Genomic DNA, 15,780 nt, shown 5'->3' on the forward strand with positions numbered 1-15,780 from the left:
AATTAACTGACGTTTACTTTTCTGCAATGTGCACCCGCATGCTAGCTTCCACGTCATGATGTAACTTAACCTTCACCGTTACATAGCCAAGTGCTTTAATTGGTGCAGCTAATTCTAGCTTGCGCTTATCTAACTTAATATTGTATTGATCTTGAAGTGCTTTGGCAATTTGCTTGCTGGAAATGGAACCAAACATCCGGCCATCTGTCCCAGCTTTACCCTTCATTTCCAAAACCATGTCATCGGCTTCCAGAACCTTCTTCAGCTTCTTCGCTTCGGCAAGTTCTTCAGCTTCATGCTTTTCTTTCGACCGTTCTTGACCTTCAACTTCACTCAGGGCTGCTTTGGTTGCTGCCTTAGCCTTACCACGGGGAATCAAGAAGTTTTGTGCGTACCCGTCAGGAACATTTTTAATTTCCCCACGCTTGCCACGGCCTTTGACATCTTCAACAAAAATAACTTTCATTCTAGATCACTCCTCTGGATTTTCTACTTCTGCTGTTGATTGTACCAAATCTAATAATTGCTGTTTAACTTCATCAACAGACTGATCTTTAATTTGGGTTGCAGCATTGGCCAAGTGACCACCACCACCCATTTTTTCCATGATAATTTGAACATTGTAGTCACCCATTGAACGGGCTGAGATCCCGACAGTATCGTTAGAACGCCGTGTAATGACAAATGACGCATCAACACCTTCGACCTGCAATAACATGTCTGCCGCCTGAGCAGCGGTGACAGGATCGTAAATTTTATCATCAGCTCCCACACAAAGGGCTAGCTGGCCAGCCACAAAATCAGTGTGAGCAATCAGGTGGTTACGTTCCATGAAGTCATCAACGTTTTCTTTCATGAAGTATTGAATCATCAAACCATCGGCACCGGCAGAACGGAGATAACTTGCTGCATCAAACGTCCGCGTCCCGGCATTTTGGGTAAAGTTTTTAGTATCGACTTCAATCCCCGTCAGCATTGCTGTCGCTTCAAGTTTATTCAACGCCTTCCCTTCGCGCGGTTGATACTCAAACATTTCTGTTATCAGTTCACACGTTGAGGAAGCATATGGTTCAATGTAAACCAGCAGTGGGTTTTCAGGGAACTCTTCACCTCGCCGGTGGTGGTCAATAATCACCGTCCGGTCAGCGAGTCGTTGATAAAGATCTGAGGCCATTGACAGGCTGACTTTGGAGTGGTCAACCATGACCAAGAGACTTTGTGATGTGGCCTTATCAAGCGCCTCAGCGGGGGTAATAATGCAATCTTCAATACTTTGATAATCCTTGATCTGATAAATCAGCCGGGCAATATCAGAGTGTAGCCGCTCTTGATCCAGGACAATCCAGCACTTCTGACCATTCATTTCGGCAATTCGGCGGATTCCCAAACAAGCCCCCATTGAATCCATATCAGGATTACTATGCCCAACAACAAAGAGCTGGTCAGACTGGTTCATCAATTCCTGGAAAGCATGACTGATGACCCGGGCCCGCACCCGTGTCCGTTTTTCCATCGGATTTGTCTTACCGCCAAAGAACCGGGCTTGCTCGTTTTCGGCGCGGACAACGACTTGATCCCCACCACGCCCAAGAGCAAGGTCCAGATTTCGTTGGGCAGTATCCGCCAATTTAATAAAATCGGTTTGGCCATATGAAATCCCCACACTTAACGTCACTGGTGAGTTCATCTTCGAGGTGTTTTCACGAATGATATCTAAAATCTTAAACTTACGGTTCTCTAACCGATGCAAGTCGCTCTCGTGACCAAGCAGCAAGTAATTATCATCGTCAATTACCTTCAGCAGGAGGTTAAATTGATTAGCCCAGTCACTGAGTTCTGAAGTAACATAGTTATGCAAGTTCGAAACGTCGGAATCACTCATTCCCTGCGTCAATTCCACATAATTATCCAGGTAAATATTTCCCAGGAAAAGTCGTTCATCCAAATAACGTTGGTTAATCCGCTCATACTTGGTAATGTCCTTCAAATAGATATTGTGGAACCGTTTTTGATAGCGAAATTCAAACTTATGACCCTGCCAAGTAATAATAATAGGTTCCTGGTCATCTTGGTGATCAGCAACAATTTGCGCAAGCTCTGGCACACTATTTTCCAATTTTTCGCCCACGACAATTTCATTACCCAAATACTTCACCATGTATGGATTCGCCCACCGGACAACTCCGCGTGCATTCATGATGATAATGCCAAGCGGCATTTCCAGGAGGGCTTCTTGTTGGCTATTTTGGACTTCATAGGTGAGATCACGCAGGTATTGCTCAGTATCACCAGCCAGGTGTTGCAACTGGGTCAAGCTCATTGCCAAGCCAATGATCCCTAAAACTAACAGGATCAACCCAGCAATCCAGTTATACAGGAACGCCATCACAATGGCCACGACAGTTGTCAATAGCAGGAAGGCCGTATTTAACCGTAACCGGCGATTTTTTAGAAATTTGCTAATCATTCCCTGTAAAAACCAGTGCATTTTCTCACCTCCTGTCCAAAGATTTAACATTATTATCTTATCACATACTGACCATGAATTCCGCTTTCAACACAAAAGAGCTCCAGTATCCGGTAAATCAGAATACTGAAACCCTCCGTGGTCAAATGTAAAATAAAGAGGCTGAGAATTCCCAGCCTCACTTATTGATTAGTCATCCGCAACGAATGGCAGAAGACCCATAATCCGTGCACGCTTGATTGCGATCGTCAAACGGCGTTGGTTCTTAGCACTAGTTCCAGTTACCCGACGTGGTAAGATCTTCCCACGTTCAGAAATGAACCGGCGTAATAAATCAGTGTCTTTGTAGTCAATGTAGTCAATGTGGTTTGCGGCGATGAAGTCGACCTTACGACGACGACGGCCACCACGACGTTGTTGTGCCATGAAATTACCTCCCCGTATTTTTAATTTTTAAAACGGTACATCATCAATTGATGGTTGATCATCATTCTGATCATCTGATGAACTGTCATTCTTTTGATTAGTGCCCATTGCACTATTATCGTCAATGTTAATCCCATTGCCATTTGATGAACCATTGTCGGCATCATCATTGTTAAATGGCAAGGTACTTAAATCAACCTGATTATCTTGGTTGAAGACTGGTTGATTATTCGCGGTTTGAGCAGGGCCGTTATTACCAAAGTTACCACCATTGTTGTTATTGAAGGCATTATTTTGGCTAAAGTTTTGGTTATTATTAAAGCCGCCATTGTTGCCTTGGTTGTAACCACCCTGATTGTTGCGACCTTGATTATTGGAACGTGGTTCGAGCAATGCAAAGTTGTCAACCGTAACTTCGGTGACGTAGACACGTTGGCCTTGGTTGTTTTCGTAGTTTCGTGTCGAAAGCCGGCCATCGATACCAACTAATGAACCCTTGTGAGTGAAATTAGCGAAATTTTCAGCAGATTTACGCCAGATAACACAGTTAATGAAATCTGCGTCCCGTTCACCATTTTGGTTTCTGAATTGGCGATCAACAGCTACTGAAAAGCTGCAGACTGCTGTTCCGCTACCGGTATACCGCAATTCCGGATCTCTAGTTAACCGTCCAGTTAATACTACACGATTTAACATCGGACATCACTCCTCTCAAAAAATTTCGTTAAGACTAACCGCGCTTAACGATCATGTGACGTAAAATGTCGTCGCTGAACTTGGATAAACGATCAAATTCGTTTAATGGTTGGTCAGTATCAGTCGTGACATTTACAACGTGGTAAGTACCTTCAGTGTACTTATCAATTGGGTATGCAAAACGACGGGTTGACCAATCCTTTGAGTCAACAACAGTTGCACCATTGTCTGAAAGAACCTTGTCAAAGCGTTCTACTAAAGCGCTCTTTGCTGATTCATCAATATCAGGACGAATGATGTAAGTAATTTCATATTTGCGTGTTTCCATGAATGTTACACCTCCTTATGGACTCTGGCCCTTTCCCCTCATGAGAAAGAACAAGGAGAGCAGACGTTCTCGAACGTATACTCACAAATTAGAATGTTATCATAATTATCAATAAATAACAAGGATTAAACAAAAAGATCCAAAATTGCGGTCTATTATTTAAAGACGCATTTTCGGATCTTTTATATTATTTAATTTTCTGTGTCGGATGAAGAAGTGGTCGTTTCTGAATCAACCGTATCTTGGCTATCATCATCTTCGTCAGCTTCTTCTTCCTTAGCAACCCGCGTCATCGTGGCCACTTTCGAGCCTTCGTTTAGCTTAATTAAGTGCACACCAATGGTGGCCCGGCCAGTTTCAGAAACGCTTTCGACACCAAATCTGATAATAACCCCTTCAGTGGTTACTAACATGATGTCTTCATCACCAGAAACCGTGGTTAAGCCTGCCAGCGGACCATTCTTTTCCGTGACGTTGACGGTCTTAATTCCTTTTCCGCCCCGGCCCTTGATTGGGTATTCTGCTGCTGGCGTTTGCTTACCAAACCCTTTTTCGCTAATGACAAGGACGTTGCTATCCGGTTTCAATTGACCAACACCAATGACGTAGTCGCCTTCTCTGAGACGGACTCCCCGGACACCGGCAGCAGCCCGGCCCATCGACCGAACCGCACTTGCACTAAAGCTAACTGCGTACCCCTCGTGCGTTCCGATAATCATATTTTGGTCATGGTCAATAATTTCTACCGCAATTAACTCGTCACCATCGTGAAGGTTGATTGCCTTCAAACCATTACTGCGGATATTCTTAAATTCCTCCACAGACGTCCGCTTAACAATCCCCTGCTTCGTAACAAAGAAGAGGTCGTGATCGGCATCTTCATCCGCCGTATGAGAAACGTTGATCACTGCATTGATCTTTTCTTGGCCATCAATTCCCAACAAATTGATAATTGGGATTCCTTGCGCGGCGCGGCCATACTCTGGAATTTCGTAGCCCTTCATTGAGAAGACCTTTCCGGAATTCGTAAAGAACAGCAACATATCGTGCGTGGAACTGGAAATTAAGTGTTCGATGAAGTCATCACTGTGGACACCCATCCCTTTGACACCACGACCACCACGATTTTGTGCTTTAAATTCATCCACTGGCAGCCGTTTGACGTAACCGTTGTGGGTGAGGGTCACTACGATATCCTGTTCTTCAATCAGATCTTCGTCTTCCAAGTTTGTAATGTCGCCGACTTGTAATTCTGTCCGCCGGGCATCGCCAAACTTCCGTTGAATTTCCTTTAATTCATCATAAATGATCTGTTGAATCCGTTCCCGGTGTGCCAAGATATCCTTGTAATCAGCAATGGCTTCCATCAGCTTTTGATATTCAGCTTCGATCTTTTCCCGTTCCAAGCCGGTTAACCGAACCAACCGCATATCCAAAATAGCTTGTGCTTGCCGGTCAGAAAGGCCGTAATTGCTCATTAATTCGCTTTTGGCAACTTCACTCGTTTGGGATTGACGAATGATCTTGATAATTTCATCAATGTGATCAAGGGCAATCCGTAATCCTTCAACGATGTGGGCCCGACTTTGTGCCTTTTTCAGTTCAAATTCAGTCCGCCGCCGAACAACCTCTTCTTGGTGTTCAAGGTAGTAGGTCAGGATTTCCTTCAAACTTAAAATCTTTGGGGCACCGTTAACGATGGCTAGCATGTTGAAGTTGAACGTTGTCTGCATCATCGTCATTTTGTACAAATTGTTCAAAATGACTTCGGCACTGGCGTCACGCCGGACATCAATCACGATCCGCATCCCTTCACGGTCGGTTTCATCATTGACGTCGGTAATACCTTCAATTTCTTTTTCCCGGGCAAGTTCCGCAATCCGTTCGATCAATTTCGCCTTGTTGACCATGTACGGAATTTCGTGAACGATAATTTGTTGGCGGCCAGTCTTCGTTTCCTCAATGTCGACCTTCGCGCGGACAATAATCGTACCCTTGCCCGTTTCATAAGCCTTACGGATCCCTGATTTACCAAGGACGACCCCACCAGTTGGGAAGTCTGGTCCTGGTAAGACCTTCATCAAATCTTCAATCGTTGCATCGGGATTATCCATCAAGACATGAATCGCGCTAATAACTTCCCCCAGGTTGTGGGTTGGGATGTTCGTCGCCATCCCAACGGCAATCCCTGAAGCCCCGTTTACCAACAAGTTAGGGAACCGGGCTGGCAGCACTGTTGGTTCCTTTTCAGAACCATCGTAGTTGTCTTGGAAATCAACAGTATCCTTATTGATGTCCCGCAGCATTTCAACCGCGATCTTACTCATCCGCGCTTCAGTATACCGCATTGCGGCGGCGCCATCACCGTCGACAGAACCGAAGTTACCGTGACCGTCAACTAACATGTAGCGGTAACTAAAGTCCTGGGCCATCCGCACTAACCCTTCATAAATTGAGGAGTCACCATGCGGGTGGAATTTCCCCATGACGTCCCCAACAATTCTGGCGGACTTCTTGTAAGGCTTGTCGGGGGTCACCCCTAATTCATTCATTCCGTATAAAATCCGTCTCTGCACTGGCTTGAGCCCGTCTCGAACATCTGGTAATGCCCGTGACACAATGACACTCATTGCGTAGTCCAGAAATGAATTCCGCATTTGACTAGTTAATTTGACGTCAGTGATGCGATTTGACATTTCTTCTTCAGCCACTCGTCTCGCTCCTTACTTCAATTACAGGTCTAGGTTCTTTACAAAGGTGGCGTTCTTTTCAATAAATTCACGCCGTGGCCCAACTTTGGTACCCATTAACATTGGGAAAATCTTGTCAGCTGCTTCAGCATCATCCAAGTCAACCCGCAGTAAATGCCGATTTTCAGGATCCATGGTCGTTTCCCACAGTTGTTCAGCATCCATTTCACCAAGCCCCTTATACCGTTGAATAACTGGTTTCGGGCTCGGTTGGAGTGAATTGATGACTCGTTCAAGCTCTTCATCAGTTTCAATATATTTGACAAACTTCCCTTGCCGGACTTGGTACAGCGGTGGTTGCGCAATGTAAACATACCCTTTTTCAATCATCGGCCGCATGAAGCGGTAGAACAAGGTTAAGAGCAAAGTTCGAATGTGCGCACCATCGACATCCGCATCGGTCATGATGATCAGCTTATGGTAATTAGCCTTGGAAACATCAAAGTCGTCACCAAAGCCCGTGCCCAAAGCGGTAAAGAGTGACCGAATTTCGTCATTCGCCAAAATCCGGTTCAAACTGGCCTTTTCGACGTTTAGGATTTTCCCCCGAATTGGCAAAATCGCCTGGGTCAACCGTGAACGACCCTGCTTAGCAGAGCCCCCCGCGGAATCCCCTTCGACAATGAATAATTCAGAGATATTCGGGTCCTTACTAGTATTGTCCGCTAATTTACCAGGCAAGTTACTAATTTCAAGACCACTCTTCTTCCGGGTTACTTCCCGCGCCCGCTTTGCAGCTACCCGAGCTTTGGAAGCTAACATCCCTTTTTCGACAATTTTCTTTGCCACGTCGGGGTGTTCCATCATGAACCGGTTCATTGTTTCACTAAAGATGTGATCCGTGGCCGTCCGGGCATCAGAATTACTTAATTTCGTCTTTGTTTGACCTTCAAATTGAGGGTTCGGGTGCTTGATGGAAACAACCGCCGTGAGCCCTTCTCTGACATCGTCACCGGACAGAGTACTGTTGTTGCCCTTCAATTGTCCACTCTTGCGCCCGTAATCATTGATCACCCGGGTCAAAGCGGTCTTAAACCCGGTTTCGTGGCTTCCGCCTTCGTAAGTGTGAATGTTGTTAGTAAAGGTTAGTAAGTTACTCCGGTAACCACTGGTATATTGAAGCGAAACTTCGACTGTAATCCCATTGTATTCACCTTCCACGTAGATCGGTGGATCAAACAGCAGGTCATAGCCCTTATTCAAGAATTCGACATAATGACGAATGCCGCCTTCGTAGTGGAATTCTTGCCGATTATCTTCGTCGTTCCGTTTGTCTTCAATTGTGATCTTGAGTCCCTTATTCAAAAAGGCTAGTTCACGAATCCGGTCCGTCAACGTCTTAATGTTGTAGGTCGTGGTTTCCTGGAAAATATCCGGATCCGGCTTAAAGTGCACAATAGTGCCGTGCTCAGTTTCCGGTAATCCTTCTTTAATGACCTTCATTGGCGTCTTGACGTGGCCATATTGGAAGTCCATGTAATATTCCTTCCCTTGCCGCGTGACGCGAACGTCTAACTCAGTCGACAAGGCATTCACAACAGAGGCACCAACCCCGTGAAGACCACCAGAAACTTTGTAACCACCATTACCAAACTTCCCACCGGCGTGGAGGACGGTAAAGACGGTTTCCAAGGCTGGTTTGCCGGTTTCCTTTTGGATATCAACCGGAATTCCCCGCCCATTATCGGTCACGGTAATACTGTTATCTTCTTCAACTACGACGTTGATCTCGTCAGCAAATCCGGCCAGCGCTTCATCAATCCCGTTGTCCACGATTTCCCAAACTAAGTGGTGTAACCCCTGGGCAGTCGTTGAACCGATGTACATCCCTGGACGCTTTCGAACGGCTTCAAGCCCCTTTAGCACTTGAATTTGGCTCGCATCGTACTTACTACCTAATTCCGCCTTTTCTTCGGCTTTTTTCTCAGCCGCCGTTTCTTGGACCTCGCGTTCTTTATCGCTCACGTTGTTTCCTCCTTCGTTAACGTCCCACCATCAATTTCGAAAATTGTCGGAGCCTTAATTAGTTGCCGTGCAACTCCACTCAGGCTGGTGGTGGTTAAAAATGTTTGCACCTTATCTTGAATCGCCGTTAATAAATGCGTTTGACGGTCATCATCGAGTTCTGAGAGAACATCATCCAGTAATAGTAATGGATACTCACCAGTCTGTTCTTTCATCAAGTCAATCTCAGCTAATTTAACCGCTAGCGCCGTCGTTCGCTGCTGACCCTGAGAGCCAAAATGCTGAACATTTTGGCCGTTCACAATGAAATGGATGTCATCGCGTTGTGGACCAGCGAGGGTGGTCCCAAGTAAGATTTCTCGTTCGAGATTGTCGTCAAATAATTGCCGTAATTGGGTTTGCAAGTCTGCAACCTCAGTCTGCTCATCAATGGTTAGTTGCGTCACGTATTGCAGTTGCAATTGCTCCTTTTGGAGTGAAATGTGCTCGTGCAATTGCTGCGCCCATTTTTCAAGTTGTTTCAGTAATTTGAAGCGTGCTTGAACAATCTGAGCTCCCGCTTCGGCCAGTTGGTCCGAAATTACCCCTAATAGCACCCGGTCATTCTGTTCACCAGAACGAAGTTGCTTCAGGTACTGATTCCGCTGCTGAAGCAGTGAACGGTACTGGCTGACGTGATAAAGGTACGCGCTACTCATTTGACCAAATTCCATGTTCATGAACTGTCGCCGCACCTGTGGCGCGCCCTTAACAAGGGCGAGATCCTCAGGAGCAAAGAGGACCACGTTCAAATTACCAACGTAAGCAGAAAGCCGACTCTGGTAAAGGTGGTTCACTTTGACCCGCTTCCCGCCTTGGGCAATTTGAATTTCCAATGGCACCCGTTCCACTTGCTTTTGAATTTTGCCAGACAAAAAAGCCTGCTTGTGCTTCCACTGGATTAATTCACGATCCTTAGAAGTGCGGTGGCTTTTGGTAAGGGCAAGAACATGAATTGCCTCTAATAAATTAGTTTTTCCCTGGGCATTTTCACCAATTAAGATGTTAATTCCCGGGGAAAAGCTGACTTGTAAATCATCATAATTACGAAAATTTTTCAGGCCTAATTCCTGAAGAATCATCTGTGATCACAGCTTACTTTCGATTTTGACAGTTTCAATTCCAACAATTTCAATTTCATCACCAGGACGTAATTTCTTCCCCCGGCGATCATCGAGTTCACCATTAATCTTGACCTGATGTTCCTTCAAAAACCACTTGGCCGCGCCTCCCGTTGGGATAATCCCTTCTTCCTTCAGAAGTTGACCAAGGGTGATAAAGTCACGATCAATTTGAAAAACATTCGAGTTTTGCACTCTCATCACCTACTTTGTTAATGCTAATATTATAGTCTTTTATTAACCTAAAAACAAATTTAAACGCATTCTCAGCCATTTTTAGCAAATTTAATATGAATGAGGGATTTAACTCAAAATTGCCCTAAAATTAGCGAGAATCGTTTTAGGCTGATTTCACCATTTTAGAGATAGTTTTAATTACCAACACTAAATATACAATCAAATTTGCTTTGTTAAATAAAAAACGAACGTCACCGTCGTTCGGGTGACATTCGTTTGAATTAATTTTTAATAGGTCCGGACCGGAGTAATCAATTGAATAAAGTTCTCTTGGTCTTCTGTTGGCACTAAGGTAAAGGGCCGTAATGGCGAAGTGAAGGAGATTAGAATCGTGGTTTGACCAAACGACTTTAAGGCATCACTCATGTAATCTGGATTAAAAGAAATTTCCAGTTGAGCACCAGTCAATTTTTCAAACGCCACATCTTCTTCAACATTACCGACGTCAGCAGAATCACCACTGATTTTGGCAGAACCATTATCTGGGTCTAACGTTAATTTAACAACGTTATTATGACCTTGGTGTGATAACAAAGAAGCCCGGTCAATGGCATTTAAGAATTTGCCAGCATCTAATTCAATGGTGGTATCAGCAGTGTCTGGAATTAACCGACTTGTTTCTGGGTACATCCCCTCCAGCAAGCGAGAATAGAACAGGGCGTTACCAAATTGGAACAGGACCTGGTTCTCGGCAATTTGAACTTGAATGTCATCTTTAACATCCGCAATCATCCGCGCCAATTCGGTCATGCTATTCCCCGGAATGACAACATCATAACTGTGGTCGTTCGTTGGCACCGCCACTTTCCGTTGCGCTAACCGGTGACTGTCAGTCGCGACCGCGGTTAATTGGTCATCCGCTAATTGGAAATGAATCCCGGTCAGGATTGGCCGACTTTCTTGTTTGGAAACGGCGATCCGGGTTTGTTCAATGACATCCCGTAATAAATCTGGGGAAATACTAATGGTTGCGGCACTTTCAATTTCTGGTAAGTGTGGATAATTATTCGCATCTTGACCATTAATCTTAAATTCAGCATTCCCAGAAGAGATTTGTGCTTGATAGCCATCGCGAACTTCAATAGTTACTTCTTGATCAGGAAGCTTCTTCACGATTTCACTGAAGAAACGAGCAGGCAACACAATGGCACCTGGTTCTTCAATGGTTAATCCAGCATCGCCATCAGCAACCTTTAAAGTGGTTTGAATTGTAATATCAGCATTGCTACCAGTTAAGATAACCTGCTGATCATCAACCACGATTTTAACTCCTGTCAAAATTGGAATTGTTGTCTTTGAAGAAATTGCTCGTAACACATTATTTAATTGATTAATAAATGCAGTTCGATTAATCGTAAATTTCATTGCGTACCGCTCCTTAATATCTATATTTAATTAATATTATAACTAGTAGTAGTAATAGGGCCTGTGGAAAATGTGGAAAAATCAATCAAAACCAGATGGAAAAAGAGTTTTCCACATGTGGAAAACTTGTGGATTATTTTGGAAAACCTCTAAAGTTATCCACATTTACTAAGGACGTAAGTCGTTCTTTAATGAATTAATTTCTTTTTGCAGGTTTGGATCTTCAGTGAGTTGTTTTTCGATTTTATCAATCGCATGGAGCACTGTTGTATGATCCTTTCCGCCAAATTCCTTACCGATCTTGGGAAGGGAATTATCCGTTAACTCACGTGACAGGTACATCGCGATTTGTCGAGGAATCACAATATTTTTAACCCGCTTTTTCCCGGTAATGTCACTTTGATTAATGTTGAAGTGGGCAGCGACTTTCTTTTGGATAAGATCAATGGAGAGGGTGGCAGGAGTATCATTGCCAATTCCCTGCAGGGCTTCTCTGGCAACTTCTTCATTAATGGAAGTTTTGTGAAGGTTAGCAAAGACCCGGACCCGCATTAGGGCACCTTCGAGTTCCCGGACGTTAGTATTAATCTTGGAAGCAATGTAGTTGAAAACTTCGTTGGGAATGCCTTCTAAGTGTTCCTCTTCGGCCTTTCGGTTCAAGATAGCAATCCGAGTTTCCAGATCAGGAGCGGTAATCTCAACGGTCAGTCCCCAGACGAACCGGGAGACGAGCCGATCAGTTAAGTTTGGAATTTCTTTTGGATTTTGATCAGCGGTCAGGACAATTTGCTTATTATTGTCATGCAAGCTGTTAAAGGTATTGAAGAATTCCAACTGGGTACCATTTTTTTCACTAAAGAATTGAACATCGTCCACGAGCAGCGCATCAAGGTCGCGGTACTCTTGTCTGAATTGTTCTTGGGTCCCCGTCTTAATGGAATTAATGTAGTCATTCATGAAATTTTCACTGGTGACGTATTTAATTTTCGCATCTGGATTGTGGACGAGCATGTTATTAGCAATGGCTTGCATTAGGTGCGTTTTACCGAGCCCAACATCACCGTAAATGAGGAGGGGATTATAGAGCCCACCTGGTTGTTCGGAAGCGGCAAAGGCTGACGCATAGGCAAATTGGTTGGTTCGTCCTTCAACAAAATTTTCAAAGGTATATTCCTTATTTAACGGTGTCTGCGTTTTATAAGTTGGTTTGACCGAATCACCAACGGCCTGGTCTTCTTTCATGAGGTCCTTGGTTAAGACATAACGTGGTTCAATGTCTTCACCAGTTTGTTCATGCAAGATGTGCTTAAGTTGAATGTTGAGACTCTTCTTCCACCAATCTAGATGATAATCAGTTGGCAACACGACAGTTAATTCGTGGTTTTGAAGAGAGTATGCTTTTGCCGGAGCAACGACGTTTTCGTAAGTCGGTGGTGTAATCGACTGCTTAAACTCGTTTTGGACCGTTTCCCAGAGAGAATCGAGCTCAGTCAAAATAAAATTCCTCCTCAAAGATATGGATATGTTGTGGATAAAATAAAACCAGAATCAATTTTATCATTAGTTTTTTTAGTTTTCCACAGGCTGAATAAATTTTCGTCCACAAAATACACAACGCTGTGTGGAAATAATCCACAAGGGTGTGAATTTGTGGAAATATCCACAGAAAAATACAGATATCCACAGATTTTTGTGGATATCCGGACTAATGAACACTATTAACACGGACTTTTAACAGTTTTTCCACAGACTTGTGGATAACTTTGTTAACATTCCTGTGCTTAAGTTGAGCAGGGTGAAAAAGGCTGTGGATTAGGAATGCTGATTCAAAATAAAAAAGTAACGCTGTGGATTATTTTGTATTGCCTGTGGATAAGTAAAAAAGTTTCTTGGCAATTCCGCCCTTTATCAGCTCCGAAAAGTATGATATACTTTCAAAGTATGTTTAAAGAGTTTGTCCTTCAGGGACGTTAAACCGAAACAATTCTTAAATTGCTGAGGAGGTGCAAAACTTATGAAGCGCACATTTCAACCTAAGAAGCGTCACCGTGCTCGTGTTCACGGCTTCCGCGCTCGGATGAGCACTAGCAACGGTCGCAAGGTATTGGCCCGTCGTCGTCAAAAGGGTCGTAAAGTATTATCTGCATAAAAAAGTCCGTTTGCGCGGCTTTTTTCTCAGTAGGGGGCAGGGCCATACACTTTGCTGCAATTTTTAATGTTGTGGTTTTGTTTATGTTCCTACCGCCTTTTTTTGTTACTGGGGAGATTTATTAAATATGAAAAAGACTTTTCGAGTAAAAAAAGAAAGTGAGTTTCAACGGGTATTTGAAACGCATAATTCCGTTGCAAATCATAAATTTGTTATTTACCAAATGGAAAAGCCGGGGCAAGTTCATTTTCGCGTCGGTATCTCGGTTGGTAAAAAAATTGGCAATGCCGTCCACCGGAATTGGTTAAAGCGGCGCATTCGTCAAACCTTGTTAGAGGTGAAGCCACAGTTAAAACCGGATGTTGATTTTCTCGTGATTGCGCGGCCTGCTGCAGACGGAATGACGATGGCGGAAACTAAGAAAAATTTAGTTCATGCTTTAAAGCTTGCACATTTATTAGTGGATTAAAGAGAGGTATGAGATGAAAAAGCATCCTAAAAAGGTCCTCAGTTTATTGGGAATTATGAGTTTGACCCTATTTTTGGCCGCTTGTTCTAATAAACCAATCACTAGTCATAGCACTGGAATTTGGGATCACTACATTATTTACAACTTTTCACGGTTTATTATTTGGTTGTCTAATCACTTTGGTGGTTATGGGATGGGGATCATTATCTTTACGATTCTTGTCCGGATCATCATCTTGCCATTGATGTATTACCAAACCAAGTCAATGATGCGGATGCAGGAATTAGCTCCAGAGCTGAAAAAACTGCAGCAAAAGTATTCTTCACGTGACCGTGAAACGATGCAAAAATTGCAAGTTGAACAACAAAAACTGTATCGGGAAGCTGGTGTGAACCCCTTCGCTTCCATGCTACCGTTAATTGTTCAATTACCGATTATGTGGGCGCTGTACCAAGCAATTTGGCGGACCAGTACGTTGCGGCATGGGACCTTCTTGTGGTTACAATTAGGTCATCCGGATCCGTACTACGTCTTACCAATTTTGGCGGCCCTGTTTACCTTTATTAGTTCATGGCTCTCAATGGCTTCCATGCCAGAAAAAAATTCGATGTCGACAGCGATGACGTGGGTAATGCCGATCATGATTTTCTTCATGGCGTTAGGATTTGCTTCCGCCATCACTCTCTACTGGGTGGTTACTAACGCTTTCCAAGTTGGCCAAACCTTATTACTGCAAAATCCATTTAAGATTAAGCGGGAACGGGAAGCTAAGCAACGGGCAGAGCGGCAACGGAAGAATAAGATTGCTCATGCGAAGCGAAATGCTTTAAAGAGTAAACGGAAATAACAATGATGCCACTAGCCTGGCAACCACTAGTTGGTTGGAAGGTTAGTGGTTTTTTAATTGAGGTGACAATCATGACGGAGTTTACAGGGAAAGATCAAGAAAGCGCCATTCGGGCTGCAGAAGGCCACTTGGCCACGGATCGGCAGCATTTACAGATTACAATTATCCAGACCGCTCGTCGGGGAATTTTTGGTATTGGCCGTCGACCAGCCAAAATTGAGGCAAAAAAACGGCCGGAACAACCGCCAAAGCGGTCTTTGAAAGCTTCCACGACGGCGCAACCAGCCCAACAAGCGAAGCCCCACAAACAAGTGGTGCAGCAAGTAGCTCCCCACGTCGCCAAGCAAGAGTTGAGTGCCGAAGAACAGCTTCAGGCCGAAATGGCGGCAAACCACCAGAAAAATTTAGCAATGATGCATCAGGCCACGGATGGCCTAACAAAATACTTAACTTCAATTTATGCTAATTTAGGGGTGACCGTCCAACCTGAAATTATTGAAGAGCGGGCGCATAATTGTTCAATTAATTTGGTGACGGAACAGCCCGGGAAAGTGATTGGCTATCATGGACGACGGATTAATGCAGTCGAACAGTTAGGGGCTGTTTATCTCAACTATCACGGTGTTCATGATGTCCAATTGATGTTGGATACTGGCGACTACCGCGCAAAACGGCGGGCGGCACTTGAAAAAATTATGGAACGCAGTATTACCCAAGTAATTGCGACTGGCCAAGCGGTCTTTTTGGATCCTATGCCAGCGCGTGAGCGAAAGTTCCTGCATAAATTGGCCGAACGTCAAGGTCAGGTCCGGACATATTCTCACGGTCGAGAACCTTTCCGGAGCATTGTCATCGCGCCGAAAAACTAGGTCGAGTATTGACAATTGAGAAGTGGACTTTTAAAATAACGGTGATAATTAA

At 44.2% G+C, this 15,780-nt stretch carries 15 protein-coding genes; 4 read left to right on the forward strand and 11 right to left on the reverse strand.

The genetic code is table 11. From position 1 onward, the window contains the following. Positions 1–13: 13 nt before the first annotated feature. The 11 genes from rplI to dnaA form a co-directional block, all read right to left on the reverse strand. The gene (rplI, locus tag NFR43_RS02075; protein WP_251545974.1) at positions 14–466 is read right to left on the reverse strand and encodes a 50S ribosomal protein L9; all 453 of its coding nucleotides are present in this window, start codon (positions 464–466) and stop codon (positions 14–16) included. A gap of 6 nt (positions 467–472) precedes the next feature. Beyond that, positions 473–2,488, reverse strand: coding sequence for a DHH family phosphoesterase (locus NFR43_RS02080; RefSeq protein ID WP_251545976.1), 2,016 nt, complete (start codon positions 2,486–2,488; stop codon positions 473–475). 168 nt (positions 2,489–2,656) lie between these two features. Continuing rightward, a complete protein-coding gene (gene rpsR / locus NFR43_RS02085; protein ID WP_251545977.1) occupies positions 2,657–2,893 on the reverse strand; it encodes a 30S ribosomal protein S18 in 237 nt (78 codons plus the stop codon). Between the two features lie 27 nt (positions 2,894–2,920). After that, the gene (gene ssb, locus NFR43_RS02090; protein WP_251545984.1) at positions 2,921–3,589 is read right to left on the reverse strand and encodes a single-stranded DNA-binding protein; all 669 of its coding nucleotides are present in this window, start codon (positions 3,587–3,589) and stop codon (positions 2,921–2,923) included. Positions 3,590–3,623: 34 nt separating this feature from the next. Further along, positions 3,624–3,917, reverse strand: coding sequence for a 30S ribosomal protein S6 (gene rpsF, locus NFR43_RS02095; protein ID WP_251545986.1), 294 nt, complete (start codon positions 3,915–3,917; stop codon positions 3,624–3,626). Between the two features lie 191 nt (positions 3,918–4,108). After that, positions 4,109–6,628, reverse strand: a complete 2,520-nt coding sequence (gene gyrA / locus NFR43_RS02100; protein ID WP_275087085.1) for a DNA gyrase subunit A — start codon at positions 6,626–6,628, stop codon at positions 4,109–4,111. Between the two features lie 21 nt (positions 6,629–6,649). Next, the gene (gyrB, locus tag NFR43_RS02105) at positions 6,650–8,539 is read right to left on the reverse strand and encodes a DNA topoisomerase (ATP-hydrolyzing) subunit B (protein ID WP_251546213.1); all 1,890 of its coding nucleotides are present in this window, start codon (positions 8,537–8,539) and stop codon (positions 6,650–6,652) included. An 89-nt stretch (positions 8,540–8,628) separates the two neighbouring features. Beyond that, positions 8,629–9,753 (reverse strand): DNA replication/repair protein RecF, encoded by a 1,125-nt coding sequence (gene recF, locus NFR43_RS02110; protein WP_251545988.1) that lies wholly within the window; start codon positions 9,751–9,753, stop codon positions 8,629–8,631. Between the two features lie 6 nt (positions 9,754–9,759). Then, positions 9,760–9,987: a S4 domain-containing protein YaaA gene (gene yaaA, locus NFR43_RS02115; RefSeq protein WP_251545990.1), complete on the reverse strand. Its 228-nt coding sequence runs from the start codon at positions 9,985–9,987 to the stop codon at positions 9,760–9,762. Between the two features lie 270 nt (positions 9,988–10,257). After that, positions 10,258–11,394, reverse strand: a complete 1,137-nt coding sequence (dnaN, locus tag NFR43_RS02120; protein WP_251545992.1) for a DNA polymerase III subunit beta — start codon at positions 11,392–11,394, stop codon at positions 10,258–10,260. A 168-nt stretch (positions 11,395–11,562) separates the two neighbouring features. Next, a complete protein-coding gene (gene dnaA, locus NFR43_RS02125) occupies positions 11,563–12,888 on the reverse strand; it encodes a chromosomal replication initiator protein DnaA (protein ID WP_251545994.1) in 1,326 nt (441 codons plus the stop codon). A gap of 520 nt (positions 12,889–13,408) precedes the next feature. Here dnaA and rpmH point away from each other — a divergent pair. From rpmH to jag, 4 genes are all read left to right on the forward strand, one after another. Beyond that, entirely contained in the window at positions 13,409–13,543 is a 135-nt protein-coding gene (rpmH, locus tag NFR43_RS02130; RefSeq protein WP_006917488.1) for a 50S ribosomal protein L34, read from the forward strand. Positions 13,544–13,670: 127 nt separating this feature from the next. Further along, positions 13,671–14,012 (forward strand): ribonuclease P protein component, encoded by a 342-nt coding sequence (gene rnpA / locus NFR43_RS02135; protein WP_251545996.1) that lies wholly within the window; start codon positions 13,671–13,673, stop codon positions 14,010–14,012. Between the two features lie 13 nt (positions 14,013–14,025). Beyond that, positions 14,026–14,859 (forward strand): membrane protein insertase YidC, encoded by an 834-nt coding sequence (gene yidC / locus NFR43_RS02140; protein ID WP_251545998.1) that lies wholly within the window; start codon positions 14,026–14,028, stop codon positions 14,857–14,859. Between the two features lie 2 nt (positions 14,860–14,861). Then, positions 14,862–15,728 carry an RNA-binding cell elongation regulator Jag/EloR gene (jag, locus tag NFR43_RS02145; RefSeq protein WP_251546000.1) on the forward strand — a complete coding sequence of 289 codons (867 nt, stop codon included), beginning with the start codon at positions 14,862–14,864 and terminating at the stop codon, positions 15,726–15,728. Positions 15,729–15,780 lie beyond the last annotated feature (52 nt).

Origin of the sequence: Limosilactobacillus caecicola, from assembly GCF_943192935.1 — a bacterium.
Taxonomy (GTDB): domain Bacteria; phylum Bacillota; class Bacilli; order Lactobacillales; family Lactobacillaceae; genus Limosilactobacillus; species Limosilactobacillus caecicola.